Source organism: Streptomyces humicola (assembly GCF_024436035.1).
Lineage (GTDB): Bacteria > Actinomycetota > Actinomycetes > Streptomycetales > Streptomycetaceae > Streptantibioticus_B > Streptantibioticus_B humicola.
On the sequence record NZ_JANFNG010000005.1, the window covers coordinates 113330 to 131184 of the forward strand.

15 protein-coding genes are annotated in these 17855 nt (G+C 69.3%); 7 read left to right on the plus strand and 8 right to left on the minus strand.

Annotated features, from left to right (window positions below; genetic code table 11):
* The first annotated feature begins 9 nt into the window (after positions 1–9).
* Genes NGB36_RS09575 through NGB36_RS09590 form a run of 4 tightly spaced genes read left to right on the plus strand, consistent with a single transcriptional unit; the run spans position 10 to position 4151 of the window.
* Positions 10–1110, plus strand: coding sequence for a Zn-dependent alcohol dehydrogenase (locus tag NGB36_RS09575; protein ID WP_255919743.1), 1101 nt, complete (start codon positions 10–12; stop codon positions 1108–1110).
* The gene (locus tag NGB36_RS09580; protein ID WP_372509400.1) at positions 1110–2531 is read left to right on the plus strand and encodes an aldehyde dehydrogenase family protein; all 1422 of its coding nucleotides are present in this window, start codon (positions 1110–1112) and stop codon (positions 2529–2531) included. Before NGB36_RS09575 ends, NGB36_RS09580 begins: the two co-directional genes overlap by 1 nt.
* A gap of 43 nt (positions 2532–2574) precedes the next feature.
* Positions 2575–2922 (plus strand): ferredoxin, encoded by a 348-nt coding sequence (gene fdxA, locus NGB36_RS09585; RefSeq protein WP_255919744.1) that lies wholly within the window; start codon positions 2575–2577, stop codon positions 2920–2922.
* Positions 2919–4151 carry an NAD(P)/FAD-dependent oxidoreductase gene (locus NGB36_RS09590; protein ID WP_255919745.1) on the plus strand — a complete coding sequence of 411 codons (1233 nt, stop codon included), beginning with the start codon at positions 2919–2921 and terminating at the stop codon, positions 4149–4151. The genes fdxA and NGB36_RS09590 overlap by 4 nt, the downstream gene beginning before the upstream one ends.
* 1672 nt (positions 4152–5823) lie before the next feature.
* Here the strand turns inward: NGB36_RS09590 and NGB36_RS09595 are convergent.
* From NGB36_RS09595 to NGB36_RS09610, 4 genes are all read right to left on the minus strand, one after another.
* Entirely contained in the window at positions 5824–6201 is a 378-nt protein-coding gene (locus NGB36_RS09595) for a rhodanese-like domain-containing protein (RefSeq protein ID WP_255919746.1), read from the minus strand.
* Positions 6198–6704, minus strand: coding sequence for a cysteine dioxygenase (locus NGB36_RS09600; RefSeq protein WP_255919747.1), 507 nt, complete (start codon positions 6702–6704; stop codon positions 6198–6200). Before NGB36_RS09600 ends, NGB36_RS09595 begins: the two co-directional genes overlap by 4 nt.
* A 318-nt stretch (positions 6705–7022) precedes the next feature.
* Positions 7023–8261 carry an acyl-CoA dehydrogenase family protein gene (locus tag NGB36_RS09605; protein WP_255919748.1) on the minus strand — a complete coding sequence of 413 codons (1239 nt, stop codon included), beginning with the start codon at positions 8259–8261 and terminating at the stop codon, positions 7023–7025.
* Between the two features lie 188 nt (positions 8262–8449).
* Entirely contained in the window at positions 8450–8908 is a 459-nt protein-coding gene (locus tag NGB36_RS09610) for an RrF2 family transcriptional regulator (RefSeq protein WP_255919749.1), read from the minus strand.
* 455 nt (positions 8909–9363) lie between these two features.
* On the opposite strand from NGB36_RS09610, the gene NGB36_RS09615 reads away from it, so the two are divergent.
* Both NGB36_RS09615 and NGB36_RS33395 read left to right on the plus strand, forming a co-directional pair.
* The gene (locus tag NGB36_RS09615) at positions 9364–9984 is read left to right on the plus strand and encodes a winged helix-turn-helix domain-containing protein (RefSeq protein ID WP_255919750.1); all 621 of its coding nucleotides are present in this window, start codon (positions 9364–9366) and stop codon (positions 9982–9984) included.
* Positions 9985–9993: 9 nt separating this feature from the next.
* Positions 9994–10179 (plus strand): carboxymuconolactone decarboxylase family protein, encoded by a 186-nt coding sequence (locus NGB36_RS33395; protein ID WP_255919869.1) that lies wholly within the window; start codon positions 9994–9996, stop codon positions 10177–10179.
* 362 nt (positions 10180–10541) lie between these two features.
* On the opposite strand, the gene NGB36_RS09625 is transcribed toward NGB36_RS33395, so the two are convergent.
* From NGB36_RS09625 to NGB36_RS09635, 3 genes are all read right to left on the minus strand, one after another.
* Entirely contained in the window at positions 10542–13004 is a 2463-nt protein-coding gene (locus tag NGB36_RS09625) for a site-specific integrase (RefSeq protein ID WP_255919751.1), read from the minus strand.
* On the minus strand, positions 13001–13702 hold the full coding sequence (locus NGB36_RS09630; protein WP_255919752.1) for a tyrosine-type recombinase/integrase: 702 nt from the start codon (positions 13700–13702) through the stop codon (positions 13001–13003). The genes NGB36_RS09625 and NGB36_RS09630 overlap by 4 nt, the downstream gene beginning before the upstream one ends.
* 563 nt (positions 13703–14265) lie before the next feature.
* Entirely contained in the window at positions 14266–15786 is a 1521-nt protein-coding gene (locus tag NGB36_RS09635) for an ISL3 family transposase (protein ID WP_443741213.1), read from the minus strand.
* Here NGB36_RS09635 and NGB36_RS09640 point away from each other — a divergent pair.
* On the plus strand, positions 15721–16566 hold the full coding sequence (locus NGB36_RS09640; protein ID WP_255919753.1) for a class I SAM-dependent methyltransferase: 846 nt from the start codon (positions 15721–15723) through the stop codon (positions 16564–16566). The genes NGB36_RS09635 and NGB36_RS09640 overlap by 66 nt on opposite strands.
* Before the next feature lie 360 nt (positions 16567–16926).
* Here the strand turns inward: NGB36_RS09640 and NGB36_RS09650 are convergent, their stop codons facing one another.
* Positions 16927–17757 carry an aldo/keto reductase gene (locus NGB36_RS09650; RefSeq protein WP_255919754.1) on the minus strand — a complete coding sequence of 277 codons (831 nt, stop codon included), beginning with the start codon at positions 17755–17757 and terminating at the stop codon, positions 16927–16929.
* Positions 17758–17855 lie beyond the last annotated feature (98 nt).

Genomic DNA, 17855 nt, shown 5'->3' on the forward strand with positions numbered 1-17855 from the left:
GGGTACCGCATGACCGGCGCCGCGGTGCTGACAAGCCCGCAACAGCCGCTGCAACTGGCCGAGGTCGACCTCCAGTCGCCGTCCCGGGGCGAGGTGACGATCGAGATCGGTGCCTCGGGCGTCTGCCACTCCGACATCTCGGTCTTCAACAAGACGCTGCCGCACCCGCTGCCGGTGGTCCTGGGTCACGAAGGCGCCGGCACCGTCGTCGAGGTCGGCGACGGCGTCACCGACGTCGCCCCGGGCGACCGCGTCGTGCTGTCCTGGCTGGCACAGTGCGGCACGTGCTTCTACTGTTCGCACGCCCAGCCCCAGCTGTGCGAGACCGCGGGCGTGGCCTTCGCCAAGGGCGCGCTGCTCGACGGCACCACGCGGTACTCCCTCGGCGGTGAGCCGGTCTACCAGATGGCGGGCCTGGGCACTCTCTCCCAGCGCTGCGTCGTACCGGCCGGCGCGGCGGTGAAGATCCCCGACAGCATCCCGTTCTCGTCGGCGGCGCTGCTCGGCTGCGGTGTGCTCACCGGGTTCGGCGCGGCGGTCAACACCGCGGGCATCCGGGTCGGCGACACCGTCGTCATCGTCGGCTGCGGCGGCGTCGGGCTCAACGCGGTCCAGGGCGCCCGGATCGCCGGTGCCAGCACGGTCATCGCGATCGACATGCACCAGGAGCGCCTGGACCTTGCCGTCAAGCTCGGTGCCACCGAGGTGCTCCAGCCCTCGGACAAGACCGTCAAGGCGGTGCGGGCGCTGACCGGCGGACGCGGTGCCGACCACGTGCTGGAGGTCGTGGGCCGCCAGGAGACCGTGCGGGACGCGGTCAAGATGACCCGCAGGGGCGGGCAGGTCGTCCTGGTCGGCGCGGCCGGCGACGACGTGAACCTCACCGTCCCGGCGTTCACCGGCGTGGTGATGACCGAGAAGATCATCCGCGGCTCCCTGTACGGGTCCTCCGACGTCAAGCGCGACGTGCCGCGGCTGATCAGGCTGTACGAGAAGGGCGTGCTCAAACTCGACGAACTGGTCACCGAGACCTTCGAGTTCGACAAGGTCAACGACGCTGTCGACTACTGCGCCTCCGAAAAGGGCGCCCGAGCTGTGGTGGTGTTCTGATGACCCAAACCCTCACTACCGGCTTCACAATGACGATCGGCGGCAAGTCCGTCGCCGGCGCGGGCAGCTTCGGCGTCGTCAACCCGGCCACCGGGCAGGTCTTCGCCGAGGCACCCGACTGCTCCCGTGAGCAGCTCGACCAGGCCATGGCCGCCGCGAAGGCGGCCGGCGTGTCCTGGCGCAAGGACGAGGACGCGCGGCGCGGCGCCATCAAGCAGGCCGCTGACGCGCTGCTCGCCCACACCGAGGACCTCGCGGAGGTGCTGTCGGCCGAGCAGGGCAAGCCGCTCAAGGCGGCCGCCTACGAGATCACCGAGACCGCCCGCTGGCTGACCACGACGGCCGACCTCGAACTGCCCCGCAACGTCATCCAAGACGACGCGAGCGCGTACGCGGAGGTCGTGCACCGGCCGCTCGGCGTGGTCGCCGCGATCACCCCGTGGAACTTCCCGCTGCTGCTGGCCGGTTGGAAGCTCGGCCCGGCGCTGCTCGCGGGCAACACTGTGGTGATCAAGCCCTCCCCGTTCACTCCGCTGTCCACCCTGCGGCTCGGCGAGATCGTCGCGTCGGTGCTGCCGCCCGGCGTGGTCAACGCCGTCAGCGGCGGTGACGACCTCGGTGCCTGGATGACCAGCCACCCCGCGGTCCGCAAGATCAGCTTCACCGGTTCGGTGCCCACCGGGAAGGCGGTGGCCGCGGCCGCCGCTCCCGACCTCAAGCGTTACACCCTCGAACTGGGCGGCAACGACGCGGCGATCGTCCTGGACGACGCCGACGTGGCCACGGTGGAGCGCGGCCTGTTCTGGGGCGCGTTCATCAACAACGGCCAGATCTGCGCCGGCATCAAGCGGATCTACGTGCCCGAGCGGCTGCACGACGACCTGGTCGAGGCGCTGGCCGCCCGCGCCCGTTCGGTGCGCGTCGGAGCCGGCACCGAGAAGGGTGTGCAGCTCGGCCCGATCCAGAACCTGCCGCAGTTCGAGCGGGTCAAGGGCTTGGTCGCGGACGCCCTCGACAACGGCGCGGTGGCCGCGGCCGGCGGCAAGCCGTTCGACCACGACGGCTACTTCTTCGAACCGACCATCCTGACCGGTGTCGCCGAGGGCACCCGGATCGTCGACGAGGAGCAGTTCGGCCCCGCGCTGCCGGTGATCCCCTACCGGGACCTGGACGACGCCGTCGAGCGCGCGAACAACACCAACTACGGCCTGTCCGGCTCGGTGTGGAGCCCGGACCTGGACCGTGCCGCGGAGGTCGCCACCCGCTTCGACTCGGGCACCGCCTTCGTCAACGACCACCTCGCCCTCCAGCCCTACTTGCCCTTCGGCGGCAGTAAGTGGAGCGGTGTGGGCGTGGAGAACGGCCCGTGGGGCCTGGCAGAGTTCACCGAACTTCAGGTGATCTACCGCAACCGTAAGTGACATAGCCAGTTCCCAGACCTGGGGCCGGAGAGATGAGGCCGTCTTGCCCTACGTGATCACCGACGCGTGCATCGACGTCACAGACCGCACGTGTATCGAAGAATGCCCTGTCGACTGCATCTACGAAGGCAGTCGCAAGCTCTACATCAATCCGGCCGAGTGCATCGACTGCGGTGCGTGCGAACCAGTCTGCCCGGTCAGCGCGATCAAGAGCGACCGCAAGGTGCCCGAGGCGAAGAAGGCGTTCATCGCCGACAACGCCCGGTTCTTCACCGAGCCACTGCCGGGACGCGACGAGCCGCTCGGCGCGCCCGGCGGGGCCGGGGTCGTCGGACCGCTCGGCGTGGACACCGAACTGGTCGCCGCGTTCGAAGGAGATCCCGCCACATGACCGCACAGCGCCTCGTCGTGGTCGGCGCGTCACTCGCCGGACTGCACGCGGTGGAAGCGGCACGCAGGGCCGGCTTCACGGGCACGATCACCCTGATCGGGTCCGAGAAGCACGAGCCGTACAACCGGCCCCCGCTGTCCAAGCAGTTCCTCAACGCGGGACCGCTGCCGGAGCCGCCCTTCCTGCGCACCGCGGAGAAGTTCGGCGCGCTCGACATCGACCTGCGGCTCGGCGCCCCGGCGACCGAGCTGGACACCGAGGGACAGCGGGTCGCCGTTGGTGACGAATGGATCGGCTACGACGCGCTGGTCATCGCCACCGGCGCCACCCCGCGGGCGCTGCCCGGCACCGACGGGCTCGCTGGCGTGCTCACCCTGCGCACCGTCGACGACGCCCGTGCGGCGCGGACCGCGCTCGACGCGGGCGCGCGCACCGTGGTGGTCGGGGCCGGCTTCATCGGCTCCGAGGTGGCCTCGGCCGCGCACAAGCGCGGCCTGCCGGTCACCATCGTCGAGGCGCTGCCCTCGCCGCTGGCCCGCGCGGTCGGCGAGGAAATGGGCGTGGCGGTCGGCGACTTCCACCGCGCCAACGGGGTGGAGTTGCGGTGCGGGACCGCGGTGACGAAGCTCAGCGGCGACGGACGGGTCGAGCACGTCCATCTCTCCGACGGCACCGTCCTCGACGCCGATCTGGTGGTCGTCGGCATCGGGGCCGCGCCGGAGACCGGCTGGCTTGAGTCCTCCTCGCTGACCCTCGACAACGGCGTGGTCTGCGACGAGACGCTCAACGCGGGCGTGCCCGGGGTCTACGCCGCAGGTGACGTGGCCAGGTGGCACAACCCGCTCTTCGACCGGTCGATGCGCCTGGAGCACTGGACCAGCGCGTCGGAGCAGGGCGCGGAGGCCGCGCGCAACGCGATCGACCCCGACCGCAAGCAGCCGTACGAAACCGTGCCGTACTTCTGGTCCGACTGGTACGACCGGAAGATCCAGTTCGCCGGGCTGCCCGACGCGGAGCACATGGAGGTGGTCTCCGGCCAGGTCACCGACCGCAAGTTCACCGCGCTCTACCGCAGCGGCGACCGGCTGATCGGCGCCCTGACCGTCAACCGCCCGGCCGAGAACGCCAAGTACCAGGGGCTGATCGGGCGCAGGGCCGGCTGGGAGGAAGCGCTCGAAGTGGCCCGGGCGTCTGCCGCCCGGGCCACGGCGGCCGCGGCGAAGAGCTGAAGTTCGCGCCCTGGGCCCGCCACAGGCGGCCCGGGGCTTTCCAAACTGGTGTCAACTACCATGTGACGGAAGGGTGTTCGCTGGTGGGAGCACGGAGGTGCAGGCCGACCGGCACAAGGTGCTGACCACCGGCATGAACCCTGCCATCGCCGCCGCGATCGCGGCGGCGATGAGGACGCCTGGAGTCCGATTCGCTACCCGGATGCCTTCGTCGATCCGGACACCGGCGAGATGGTCTCCGACGCCGAGACCGAGTACACCGTCTTCACCAGGCGGAAGAAGAATGAGATGAACGGGACCTGCGCAGAGCATCTCGGCTGCCCGCGGGTACCCAATCAGAGCGAGACGGTCGCCGTAACCACCAGCGATGGCGCGCTGAACTGCAATGATTCGGCTTCCCATGATTTGCTGCTCCTACCCAGGACTCGAACCTGCGGCCAGGAGCAACTCCGTTCCGCCGCCCGGCGCCCTAATAGGGCCCATGCGCCGCAACGGGCCGCGTCGCCGGAGCAATTGTTCTGGGACGACGGGGAGCCACCGCCGGGCCCGTCTAATCACAGCGGCGGGGAGCGCGGTGAGGTGCGGGGTGGCGTGCGTCAGTCATGCGCGGGAGCTGTAATCCCCACCGTGCCCCGTACCGAGCTTGTATTGAGCCATGGCGGCCCCTGTAGGCCCATAGCACAACGGTTGCACAGTCACGCGGGAACTCCCGGGAAATCGCAGGTAGACAGGGGCACACGCATAGTAGGACGCTGGCCCCGACCAGCGCGTTTTACCTGGTCAGGGGCCCAATGGCGGATGAGTCGACCTGTGCGCCGGGTTCTGTTGACATTCTGTCCGGGGACAGACCTACGCCTCCTTGGAGTCGTCGCGCCGATAGCCGTCTCGGCGCTGCTTCGCGTGGACTGGTGGGAGCGCCAAAACCGGGCCCTCCACGAGAACGTCGGTTTTCGCGTTGTGGCAAGTTGGGTGCACAACGCTCACTGACCGTGTTTCCGCAGGTCAGAGGGGCCATCTGAACTACCGGCGCCCCTACCGATGAGTGCGATGAACTGCAGAGTCCGCTTAGAAGATCAATGCGCGCCGGAACGCATTATCGCAGGTAGAAGGCCAGATCAGCGGGCGATCCTGCCTTCTGGGACCGCCGCAGGTTCGAGTCATAGGGGGTAACTGGAGCTAGCACCAGGGCCGCACTCTGTGATACTCCCTGATCACACGGATCCATCATCCGGTCGGTGCGAGCACGGCGCTTGACAGCCGACTTCTCGGGATGCCGAGCCGGCCTCATCCCCCGTACGCGACTCTGGCGCAGCTGCCCACCCCGAATGCTCGGCGACCCAGAGAAGCACATCACGGATCGCAGCGGCCTGCTGCCGGGCCAAGGCCGCCGCTTCCGCCCTGTCCTTCTGAGCCTCGACCACGCAGATCTCAAACCGGAAGGACAGCGGCCGACTTCTGGCAGCATCACCCGTGCCACCACACCGGCCGCCAGCGTCATCATGAGCACCCATAAGCGCCAGGCTCACACAAAGGCGCCATCGCCGACGATGCGTCAGAAAAGAGATGACACATACGGGTGACACCAGGTCCGCCCCATGAATACCGGGAAGTCGAGGGACTTCACTTCCCGCCGTCACTCAACTCCTGGCGGCCGCCCCCGGATCTGGGTCGGTCAGTCGGTCACCGGCAACCCAGCCGTGCGCCACGCGCGGAAGCCGCCGACGAGGTCTGTGGCGCGTGACAGACCGATGGTCCGCAGGGACGCCGCGGCCAGCGAGGAGGCGTAGCCCTCGTCGCAGAAGACGATCCATTGGATGTCGGTGTTCGTGGCCTGCGGCAATGCGCCGTCGCTCGCTGGGTCGCAGCGCCACTCCAAGTGGTTGCGCTCGATGACGATGGCACCAGGGATGCCGCCCTCGACGCGACGTGTTCCGGCGGGCCGGGTGTCGACGAGCAGCGCGCCCTCACGCACCGCCTGGTAGGCCTCGAAGGGTTCGAGGCGGTCGAGGCCGGTGCGGACGTCGGCGAGATGGCGGTCGATCCCGGTCATTCGGCGACTCCGTCAATGCGCTCGGTCATCAACCGACCGTCGGGCAGCTGGCGGTAGTACGACATCGTGGCCAGCGGCGGGGAGTACGCGTGGACACTCACGGCCGGGGCCGTGGCCTCGTTGGTGACCTGGTGGACGTGACGAGGTCCGAAGGCCCGTACCTCGTCGGCCCGCAGCCGGCGCGGCGTCGGATGCACCGGGTAGGACGTGGGCGGAAAGGTCCGTTCGGTCAGCTCGCCGCGTATGACGGTGAACGCGCCATTGGAGCCGCCGTGGCCGTGGATCTCGGTGCCCTGGCCGGGCAGCCAGGTCAGGAGCCACACTTCGTACGTCTGCGAGAGCTCCAAGCGGGTGTAGTAGCGGTCGGGGCTCTGGTAGCGGACGTGCGGCAGCCAGAGCCCCCGGCGCTCGGCGAAACGGTCGGCGAGGTCGGCGAGCTGGGCGGGGCTGAGCGCGGCGGCATGGGGCAGGGAGGCGCCGATGGAGGGCGATGCGATGGACACGAGGGTTCCTTGGGGGTGTCGAGGCGGACGGGTACGCAGGAAATGCCGCGCCTCGGTACACCCGGCGCGGCCGTCAGGGACGGCCGCTGCGACACAGCGCGCTGGCCACGCGGACGAGGTCCACGTGGTGTCGCTCGAAGAAGCGCCTGCTGGTCGACATGGGGGCAGGCTCGCAGGGGGCGGGCCGCTGGTCAAGTCGGCGCTTGTGTCGCGCTCGCCACTGAGTTTCGTAGTCGCGCCGTCGGCGCCGTCGGCGCCGTCGAGGTCTCGGGCCTGGGCCCGAGACCGGTGAGCATGCGGCGCCCGAGACGTCGTAGGTCAGCTCCATGGTGCGCGGAGGCTGCCTGTGGTGTGCAGGAAGTGGTCGCCGATGGAGCGCAGTGTGGGGGCGCAGGGACGGGGGCCCACCAGGGCGCGGATGTTGCGCCAATAGCGGTCCAGCCCTTCGGTGTCGGTGAGTTCAAGCACCCGCTCGCCGGTGAGCAGGGCCGCCTCGACCGTGACGGCTTCGGCGGTCGCCACGTGTGCGGCCGTGTCCGCGAACTGCCGGTGGTCCAACCCGCATCCTGCGCCGAGTGCCCCGGCCATGGCGGCCGTTGCGCGGTCGACGACCGCCGACGCGGTGTTGGTGGCGAGGGCAAGCCGACCGAAGGCCAGCAGGAGATCGGAGTCCAGGCCACCTGCGAGCGCGCCCATAGCGGTATCCGCGCCACCGACGGTCGGCCGGGTACGGAACGCGACATGGCTGAGGTCCCTGGCCTCAACCAGCGCCCCTTCGGCGATCCCCAGCGCGACGTGGGCCTGCATGAGCCGCATCGCGAGGGGCGCGAGCGCGGCGAAGGGTGCGATCACGTCCTCGTCGCGTACGGCGGGTCCGACCACCTCGTCCGGGTCGATCACGACGTCGTCGAAGTGGACGGTGCCCGCCCCCGTGAGCCGCTGGCCGAACCGGTCGTGCCGAAGGCTCCGGCTGACGCCGGGGCGGCGCGGGTCCACGAGTACGACGAGCGTCTCGTTCGTGGCGGTACAGACGGCGTCGAGGACGAGCCGGTCGGCGACGGTGACCGCCGCGGCCAAGGCTCGGTGCCCGCTGAGGAGATAGCCGTGGGCGGCGGGAGTGAGGGCGAGGGAGGCGCCTTCGTCGTTGAGGCGGGGGCCGTCGTACGGGTCCGGGGAGGCGCCGCCCGCCCACAGCCACTGCTCCCGCACGGCGAGGTCTTCCAGCACGGCGGCGCGTTCCGCAGTGGCGAAGAACCGGGGGCTCCAGGCCAACACGTAGTGCCGGCCGAGGAGTTCACCCATGGAGCCGTCAGCGGCGGCGATCCGGCGAACGACGGCGCAGGCGTCCTGCCAGGCCATGCCCCCACCCGCCGCGCCGGGCGGAGCGAGGGCGGCCGGCAGGCCGGATTCGCGAAGCCGCGCCACCTCATCGTCCGGCGGCTTGCCGGCCCTGTCCCGGTCGAGTGCGTCGACCGCGAGGTCGTCCGCGAGTTCGCAGGCGACGCGCTGCCAGAAGTCCTCGCTTGCGGCGATGGCATCGGTCGCGGTGCCGCTCATCGCCGCACCCGGGGGTCGTACGGAACCAGCGCCCTCACGGCCACCTCACACGTTCCCTATTTTTCCTATGGATTTAGTAGGGATTAGCTTGCGTGTGCGACAGGCTGTGAGCAAGGGGGGATCCACCAGACGGACACGCCCGTTTCGATAGACGGGACAGTGGTCACGGGTGCGGCCCGCGCCCGCCGCTACGGGTTCGTCCAGGCGGCCGGGTCGTCGGCGAGCGCCATGACCTGGGGAGGCAGCTGCCCTGAGACGACGTCTGCGAGGGAGACGCCGTCCAGGATCTGGCGGACGTTGGCCCGCAGGGCGATCCACAGCGGGAGCAGCGATGCGGCTGGGCCGGAGTACGACAGGTCTGGCGGACGCACCCCCTGCACCGACACCAGCGGTCCGTCGACGACGCGGATGACGTCCGCGACGCTGATGGACTCGGGCGGCCTGGCGAGGCGGTAGCCGCCGCGCAGACCTCGCTGGCTCGCCACGAGCCCGCCCCGCCGCATGTCGCCCAGGATGCTCTCGAGGAACTTGTGCGGGATTTCCTGGGCGTCCGCGATCGCCTCCGCCTTCAGCGGGCCGGCCTCCGAAGCCGCCGCGAGTTGCACGGCAGCCCGCACTGCATAGTCCGCCCTGGCCGAGATCCGCATGGCCGCATTATCGGGCACGGGCACGCCGCATAACTCGACCGGCGGTACTCGCCGAGGCACCTGCCCGAGGCCCGCTGGAGGACCGCCCGAGGCCGCGGCGTGGCATACTTCACTATCCCTATCGATTTCGTAGGAAAGCTATTGACGGGCGGCAACACCAGCGACGACCATGGGGTCATGTCCCGCACGCAGCAGCCGCTCGTACGCCGTCGGCACGTCGACTACCGGCGCGTCGCCGCGTGGTCTGCCGACGCGCCTGAAGCCGAGGCGGGCGTTGCCGCCCGCCCGTGAGCATTCCCGCGTCCCAGCCTCACGCGTCCCCGTGCGGACTGTGTGGGCCCCTCCGGTCGGGCAGCGCCCGGGGCCGGCCTGCGGTTGACACGACCGCCCCGTCCCCGCCCGCTCGCGCCGAACCGCGTACCGATCCGACCCCACCCAGCAAAAGGACGACCGCCATGACCGTGGCGCTGCCCTCCCCCGCCCCCGTTCCCACCCTGCATCCTGCTCCCCGCCGTCTGCGCCTCGCTTCCGAGGAGGAGCCATCCCGCCCGGCGAGTGACGGTGCGTCACCGCTCGTCGCCTACCTGGTTCTGCTGCCCGAGGACACCGATCCGGTCGCGCTGTTCGCCCGTACGGGGTTGCGGCCGCACATCCGCTCCGTGGACCTCGACGACATCCCGAACCCCTCGCTCGACGTGCTCGGCTCCTTGCGCGTAGGGGACAACTCGCCGGTTCGCAGCGGGCCGTACCCGTCGGAGGGGCCGGTCCGCATCGACACCGGCCGGCATGTCGCGGAACTGGACGGGGCCGAACTGGACCTCACCTACATGGAGTTCGCCCTGCTGGCCCGGCTCGTGGAGCGCCCCGAGCAGGTCCACTCCCGTGAGCAGCTGGTACGGCACGTTTCGATACCTGCGGGTTCCACCCGCGTACGGTCGGCGCATCCGCGCGGATGGTCGCCGGGCACCAAAGCCGATTCGGCTGCGCTGACCGAGGATGGCCCGCCCTCGCCCCGAGGTGACGGCCAGGCCAGCTACCGCTCGACGCACACCGCCTTCGTAAAAGGAAGACCATGACCAGCGTGAATCTCGGCAAGCAGACCCTGCCACCTACAAGAACCTGGGGGCGCTCGGCGCGCAGGCCGACACCGCCGTGCAGGAGGCGGGGCTCGACCCGCTGCTGGCCGAGCTGGTGAAAATCGTGTTTCGCAGCTCAACGGCTGCGCCTTCTGCTTGCGCATGCACACCCGCGACGCCCTCGCCAAGCACTGACCGCCTCGCCGTCCTGGCCGCTTGGTGGGAGTCGCAATGCTTCACTCCCCAGGAACGCGCCGCCGTCGCCCTGGCCGAACAGGTCACCGAACTGACCGTCCCGGAGCGGCGCACCTGGGACGACGGCTCCCTCACCGACGCGCAAGTCTCCGCCATCAGCTGGCTCGCGATCGTCATGAACGCCTGGAACCGGGTCGCCATCACCAGCCACTACCCGGTCGCCCCCTAAACCGATGCGATGCCGCCTGCCCCGCCACGCCCGTCCTCGAGGCGGGACTATCAGGTTTTAGGCTCTGGCCCGTAATCGGTGGTAACGCTTCGGGTTGATCACTGGAGCAGGATCCGCTGGCGTATTCTCTGAACTAGCGATCTTGGTTCGGAGGCGACTCTTGTGACCTCGGCGACGGGATCCCGAGGTTGATCGGTGTCGTGGTGGAACGTCGGTCGATCTGTGCGAGCTTGTCGCTGGCGCCGGCGAGACTGATCTGTAGTCCTTCGACCTCTCCGAGCCAGCCCTCGCGTTCGGCCTCGGCGATGCGGGCAATGAGGTTGTCGCGGATCTCGACGATGCGGGAGCGTTGGGCGGGGTCGGGCCAGTGCATGGAACATCGCAGGCAGGCGTGTTCATGGATGCAGGGGGTGGAGTAGGCCCGGCCGCAGAGGCCAGTGGAGACTTTGCGGCGTTCGAAGTGGCCGAGGAACTCCTCCCACTCCTCGTCCGTGGGCGCCCGGTATTCCTCGGTGGGGCGCTGGCTGCGGCGCCGGGCGAGGAAGGCCAGGTGGGCCTGGATGGCCTCGTCTGGATAGACGGCTTTGTAGCCGAGGGTGACATTGATGTCCTGGTGGCCCACGAGCACTTGGGCGATGTGCGGGGGCAGACCGTTCATGATGGCGTCGGTGATGAACATCCTGCGGAAGTCGTGGGGGGTGTAGTTCAAGGGGCGGCCGTCGCCAGGGTCGACGAGGCCGGTCCCGACCAGAGCGGCCTGGAGCATTTTACGGATGGTTCCGTGGTTGATGGCGCGGAACTCGGTGCGGAAGCGGCGCTGGAACAGCAGCGGGGCCGGTGGCATCCACACGCATTCGTGCCAGTCGTAGGCGGGGACCAGCGGGACGGGTCCGGAAGGTTCCCGGATTCTGCTGATGATGGTGGACAGCACCTCGGCCAGTTCGGGGCTGACGACCAGCAGTCGTTCCACGTCCGTCTTGGACGGAGCGATCTGTAGCAGCGGCACGATTTCACCCGTGGTCGGCAACCGGTATTGCACCAGGCTGTGGTGGCTGATCTCCAGCAACTCCTCAATACGGACGCCGGTGAGACGGAGGACTTCCACTGTGGCCCAGGCCCAGAACGCGTACTCCTCTTCCTGCCGTAGGTCGCGGCGCTTGCCGCTGCTCGGGTCGTCCGCCCAGACCGTGGTCACGGACGCGCCGGGGCGAAGGACGGAGCGAATCAAGGTCTGGTCGCCGGCGGTGAATGCGGCCCCGGGCTCGGCTTGCCGGGCCGCGTTGAGGAGGGCCTCGGCGGTCTTGCGTCGCTGATCGACGGTGCGGACGAGCACGGGCAGGACCGGGAGCCGCTCGCGGGTGCGGGCATCCATGCGTGACTTGTGCTGTCGTTTGTATTTGCGGGTCCCGATGTCCTGCTGGCTGACGGGGCAGGGGGCGACCCAGTGTGCCCAACGTCCGGGATCTTCGATGGCCCACTGGGAGAGATCCAGGTAGAGGGCCCGTACTTTGATCAGGCACTCGCGAAAGCTGATCCGGGCGACGGGGACGACGGTCTTCTCGCCGTCCCTCCCGGTGACTGTTTCCGGCCGGGTCAGCAGGCGATGGCGCCAGGCGGTGGCCACCTCGGTGGGCAAGTGGAGGCTGTCGAGGCCAGGGTGGTGGAGCTCAAGGTCTTTCCAGAAGCGGCAGCCGAGGAAGTACGCAAGGTCGCGCAGGCTGTTGTAGTCCAGTCCCGGCTGGCGTTCTCGCAGGTAGTCCACGAGCAGGTCTCTGACGGGCCGGGACTCGATCTCGTAGCGGTCGATCAGTTCCTCGGGAGTTCGCTGTCCTCCGGTGCGCAACTCGCGCCAGCCCGCGGGCGCTTGAGGGCCGAGGACGTCCAGGTCGCGCAGTGTGCGGTAGAAGACGGGCAGGTCCTTCGGCCAGGACGTGCGCACTGCGGTCTCGGTCTCGGCGAGTTCCAGGACGTCGCCGAGGGTGATGTCGTCGACCAGGCCGCCCTTGGCCGCAAGGATCACGGCGGTCCGCTGCAGGATGAGCCGACGGGAAGACGCCGACAGGTCGGTCCGGCTGTCGCAGTGTGCCCGCAGTCGCGCGTATCCGTGCGGGTCGCGCACGAGGGCAAGCCCTGGAGCAAGGTCGCTCTTCAAGGAAGGCGCGGACACCAGCCACTCGAGCGAGGGGCGGATGACATCGGCGCCGATCAAGACCTTCATCCCGTTGGACAGCTCGGACGGCAGCCATTGAGAGCATCGACCACGTTCGCTGAGCCACTCCAGGGGCGCCCGTCGCCACTGGACACCGAGCGCCTCGGCGCCGCTGGCCAGCCATCGCCGCTGCCAGGACTCGCCCGGAACGTCGTGCAGCCAGTCCAGCAGATGAGCCAGACCGCGGACCCGCTTGCCCTGGACGACAGGGTTCGCGAGGACGAACGGCGTGCCGGTCGTCCGCTCCCACACATCCACGCGCCCGAGTTCGGTGGCGGGCCAGGCGCTGGAGGCCGAGCGCGCGGGGAACCGATCGCGCGGCAGCTTCAGTGCCGCAGCCGAACTCGCCGCCTTCAGCGTCCGGTGCGTCAGTATCGTGGCCGTCACGGCTGACCACCGAAGAGGACGCTGAGCGTCTCGGAGCGGTAGCCGACGGCCGGTGTCGGAGCGGTCCGCGCTGCCGCCTGCCGAGTCTGCTCGGCATGATGGGCCAGCACGCGACGGATCACCTCCTCCTTGCGGGGCGTGAGGTAAATCTGCGTGGTGGTCAACTGGACATGTCCAAGGACGAATTGGACATTCGTGAGCGGCAGACTGGGATCCTCCGCCATCCGGTAGGCCGCCGTGTGCCGCAACGCGTGCAACGTCGCCGAGGTCCCGGCCAGAGCGTTGGCCCGCTCAAACATCCGGTGGGCCGCGTGGTAAGTCAGTGGCCGGGACGGTGAACGCAGTGTCCACCACAGCGGAAGCCGGCGCCCGCGGGGGATCATCTCCTCCATCTCCAGCTGGTAGAGCCGCAGCCAGACGAACGCGTCCGTCGAGGCCGGCAGTTCCTGCATCTCACCGGTGCCTTTGCGGACCACCGTGATCAACTGGCGCCCCGGATCGGCCCCGCCCTGCGTGGCGGACAGCAGCTCGCTGGCGCGGGCTCCGGTGGACACGTAGAAGGCGACCATGGCCCTGTCCCGGTGGGAGGGCAGCCGCGTGAAGATCTCGTTGAACTCCTCGTCCGGGACGCTGCGGGGCACCCGCTTGGGCACCGTGGGCCGGTAGAGACCGGCGCGCTCGTTGTGGTGCGGCTCCATCGGGTTGTGATGAACGTGGGCCCGGCGCCCGCGGCGCGATCGGTCCAGAGGGAAGGGATTGAGGATCGGTCCGGTGCCTGTATCGCGGTGGAAGTCGTAGAAGTTCCGCAGCACTGTCTCGCTGTGTGCGCGGACCGATGCCGCATACGGCTTCCCGCCCGGAGTCCACAGGGCGGCAGTCCGATGTCGCCAGTGCGGACGCGCCGGTTGCCCCGCGACCTGCAGCCACCGGGAGAAGTCCCTCGCCTCGATGCGAGTTGCCCCGTCCCACGGGACATCGACGGCCCACAGAAAGCGGAACCGCGCAGCAGGTCCATGCCATACGAGCGGGCCGTAGCCGGCGGACGCCCGGCCCCCTGCAAGTCGCGCAGATAGGCAGCGGCCCCCTCGACCAGCTCGCCGCCTGGATCGACGAGCCGGTACGGCTCCCACTGATCACCGGTGGCCACGAGCTCGCCGGACAGAGGCACGGCCAGCGACGCCAGGTCTCTTGACGCTTCCACGGCCAGCCCAACGACCAGTCCGCCACCAGGTCACTGAACTGCGGAAACTCCCCAAGTAGTTCAGTCAACAGGTAGGAGCGGGAAGCCGGCTCGGCCGTGCATCTGCCTCATGATCTTCTTCGTGCGGGTGTTGACGCCCTCGGTGCGGCCGTTGCGGTACGGGAGGGTGAGTCCGGCGTCGACGGCGGCGCGGTCGAGTTCGAGGCCGTTCGCGAAGGAGTGCAGGTGGGGCAGATCAGCGGCGCGAACCGTGGTGATCCAGTCGGTGAGTTTGGCGTCGTTGCCCTCGGCTGGGGTCAGCAGCTGCGCGAACTCGCCAACGAGGCAGGCGAGTTCGGTCATCTCCGGACAGGCTTCGGCGAGTTCCCGTAGTAGTGCCGTGTCCTTGTCGCGCAGGTTCTCGGGGCGGGTGAGCAGGAGGCGGGTGAAGCGCTGCGGGGTGGTGACCGGCTTGTCGCCCTCGGCGCGGCCCTGGGTGATGTACCGGTAGAGCAGGTTGAAGCTGCCGGTGTAGCCCAACTCCTGGATCTCCCGGAACAGTTGCTTCACGGGGATGGCCGGGTCGGCGGCCCGGCGGGTGCGCAGGTGATCGCGGTAGGGGTCGACGAGGGTGGGCCGGTACTGCGGTGCGCGGCGCTCCGGCGTGGGCTCCTTCATGCGGGCGTACCGCTTGACGGTGTTCAAGGCGAGATTGAGGCGGCGGGCGCATTCGAGCAGGCCGACGCCCTTGCCGAGCAGGTCGTGAACCTGCTGCCAGCGTTCCCGGGTGGTCTGCTCGCGCACGCCGCCCGGCCGGGCCCGGTTCACGGTCGCCCAGCACGCGGTGTGCGAGCGGACCTCGGCCAGGGCCTTGTCGCACAGGTTGGACCAGATGTGCCACCGGTCGCTGACCTGCACCGCTTCCGGGAGGGCCTGGCGGATCGCCTCGCCGTAGGAGCCGGAGCCGTCACGGCAGACATACTCGGCGCCAGGGTGCTCACGCAGCCACTTCGTCACCGTCTCGGCCTTGCGATCAGGCAGGACGTCGATCCGCTCGCCGCTCTCGGCGTCGATGACGATCGTGGCGTAGCGGTGCCGGCGCTTGAGGGCGAAGTCGTCGATACCGACCACCCGCGGCACGCGCAGCGGCGGTATGGGCAGGCGCATGAGCATCCGCAGAGCCGTCGAACGGGAGAGTCCGCAGGCCAGGACGCGGGAGAGGCGGGCACCCGCCCGTCCCGCTAACTCCTTGACCACGGAGCCGAGTTGGTCGGGGGGGTTGGTGCGGCGCTGGTAGCGCTCCACCAGTCCCGGTACCTGCTCGCGGAACGTCTGCCACAGGCAGCCGAGCACCGGGCAGACCAGACGCCGCAGCCGCACCGAGACGATGACCCGCCGCCCGTCCACCGGGACATCCGCGAGCGTCCGGCAGTGGAAGCCGTGCACTTTCGACGTCGGCACCCCACACACAGGGCACGGCACCGGATCATCCCGGGTCCGCGCCATCACCCGGATCACGTCACCCTCGTCCGACACATGCTCCACAACCAGCGCCGACAGGCCCGAAAACACCACAGCCACAAGCTCGTTGACATCCCGCACACCACACCAACGACGCCCGTCACCCTTGGTTACCACCGATTACGGGCCAGAGCCGACGAATGGACCCCCTCGCACGACCGTGTCCTCGCGCAGCGCCATGCCGAGGGCTGGTTGTTCCTCCTCGAAGCGGCCCGGGACCTGCGCACCACCGGCGCCCTCGCTCCCAGCAGCAGGGCCCTGGCTCGTGCACTGACCGATCCGGTGCGCGCACAGGCCGAGCGGCCGCTGACCATCTTGGAAGCGGGAGCGGGAACCGGAGCGGTCACCCGCGCCCTGGTCTCCCGGCTGTCGTCGGGCAGCCGCCTGGACGTGGCCGAGGCCAACCCGCGCTTCACCAACCGTCTGCGGCGCCAGGTGCGCAACCACACGCACCTGGCGCCCGAGCAGGTCCGCATTCACCAGACCTACGTCGAGCATCTGGACACCGGCAGGCACTACGACGTGATCGTCTCCGGCTTGCCGCTGACCAACTTCACCCCCCGCCAGGTCGAAGCGATCATGAATCGCTATCTGGAACTCCTACACCCCGGCGGCACCCTGACCTACTTCGCCTACCTCGGCAGCCGACAAGCCCGCACCCTGCTGGCCTCCCGCACGGAAGCGCGCCGGCACAAGTCCGTCGAAGAGGTGATGGCCGCCTACCAGCGCCAGTACGCCACCGTCTGCTGGACGGTGTGGGCCAACCTGCCCCCGGCAAGGGTCTGGCAGCTGCAAAGCCCCGCACAGCCGTCATCCCTCAGCCCGGATCCACAGCACGCCCAGAGCGGGACAGGCCGGTGACTGGCCCGTCCGGCGCCCTCGGCCATTTCCTTGCCGCGGCCGCGTACGCGCTGCTGGCCGTGGCCGTCCTCACCGAGTCTCTCCTGCTGATCGGGGCCTTCGTCCCCACCCTCGCACTGCTGCTGTCAGCCAGAGCACTGGCCCGCACTGGCCACCTGAGCCTCCCCCTGTCGTCGCGGCCGCCACGGGCAGGAGTTGTTGGTCCGACTGCGGGTGCGGCGCTTCTTCCGCGACCGCGTAGGTGTCGGCGGATGACGTTCGTCGAGCAGGTCGAGGAGCTGAGCCCGCGTCACTGCTACCCCACCGTCGGGCTGGCGCAGTGGCTGCCTGCCGCGGCTGCTGGAGCTGACTGGTGCGCTATCAGAACTCCTCGTGCTTCTCCGGATCCCCGCCGGTCCTGCTCCGCATCAGGGCTGACAGGGACGCGACTTCGGCCTCGGTCAGGGTGAAACCGAAGAGGTCCACGTTGGCGCGCTGGCGGGCCGGGGAGGCGGACTTGGGGATCGGCAGCGCATCGAGTTGGAGGTGCCAGCGCAGGACCACTTGAGCGGGGGACACGCCGTGCCGTCGGGCCGTCTCGACGACGGCGGGCTCGGCGAGGAGGTCGCTGCCGCGGCCCAGGGGGCTCCAGCTCTGAGTGGTGATGTTCCGGGCTGCATGCACCGCGCGCTGCTGCGGCTGGGGGAAGTAGGGGTGCATCTCGATCTGGTTGACCGAGGGCAGGACACCGGTCTCGTCGTACAGCCGGTCGATCTGCCGGGCGGTGAAGTTGCTGACGCCGATCGACCGGACCAGGCCTTGCTCGCGAAGTTTGATCATGGCGCGCCAGGAGTCGACGTATGCGTCGAGACGGGGAAGGGGCCAGTGGATCAAGTAGAGGTCGACGTAGTCCACGCCGAGGCGTTTGGCGGAATCGGCAAAGGCAGCCAGGGTCTGGTCGTAGCCGTGGTCTCTGCCGCGCAGCTTGGTCGTGAGGAATACCTCCTCACGTGGCAGGCCGCTTGCAGCGACGGCCCGGCCGACCGAATTCTCGTTTCCGTAGCTGGCTGCGGTGTCGATCAGGCGGTAGCCGGCCTCAAGCGCGCCTCGTACCGCTGTCTCCGCCTGGGAACCGGCCAGCGGGTATGTCCCAAAGCCGATGACGGGGATCGACACACCGTCCGAAAGAACACGTGACGGCACCATGCTCATGGGGACTCTCAGTCTCGAAGTGAATGCGACGTATGGACTTGGACTCTATGGGTTGGAAATGCGTTGCGGCGGTGACAGGCAACGTCGAAGGACCCGCG

What these genes read in the sequence shown, in the direction of transcription:
- NGB36_RS09615 (WP_255919750.1), top strand. Translation starts at nt 9,364, where the DNA reads ATGACCGTGGCGCTGCCCTCCCCCGCCCCCGTTCCCACCCTGCATCCT.
- NGB36_RS09630 (WP_255919752.1), bottom strand. Translation starts at nt 13,702, where the DNA reads ATGGAGCCGCACCACAACGAGCGCGCCGGTCTCTACCGGCCCACGGTG.
- NGB36_RS09590 (WP_255919745.1), top strand. Translation starts at nt 2,919, where the DNA reads ATGACCGCACAGCGCCTCGTCGTGGTCGGCGCGTCACTCGCCGGACTG.
- NGB36_RS09650 (WP_255919754.1), bottom strand. Translation starts at nt 17,757, where the DNA reads ATGAGCATGGTGCCGTCACGTGTTCTTTCGGACGGTGTGTCGATCCCC.
- NGB36_RS09640 (WP_255919753.1), top strand. Translation starts at nt 15,721, where the DNA reads ATGCTCCACAACCAGCGCCGACAGGCCCGAAAACACCACAGCCACAAG.
- NGB36_RS09575 (WP_255919743.1), top strand. Translation starts at nt 10, where the DNA reads ATGACCGGCGCCGCGGTGCTGACAAGCCCGCAACAGCCGCTGCAACTG.
- NGB36_RS09595 (WP_255919746.1), bottom strand. Translation starts at nt 6,201, where the DNA reads ATGACCGGGATCGACCGCCATCTCGCCGACGTCCGCACCGGCCTCGAC.
- NGB36_RS09605 (WP_255919748.1), bottom strand. Translation starts at nt 8,261, where the DNA reads ATGAGCGGCACCGCGACCGATGCCATCGCCGCAAGCGAGGACTTCTGG.
- NGB36_RS09610 (WP_255919749.1), bottom strand. Translation starts at nt 8,908, where the DNA reads ATGCGGATCTCGGCCAGGGCGGACTATGCAGTGCGGGCTGCCGTGCAA.
- NGB36_RS09580 (WP_372509400.1), top strand. Translation starts at nt 1,110, where the DNA reads ATGACCCAAACCCTCACTACCGGCTTCACAATGACGATCGGCGGCAAG.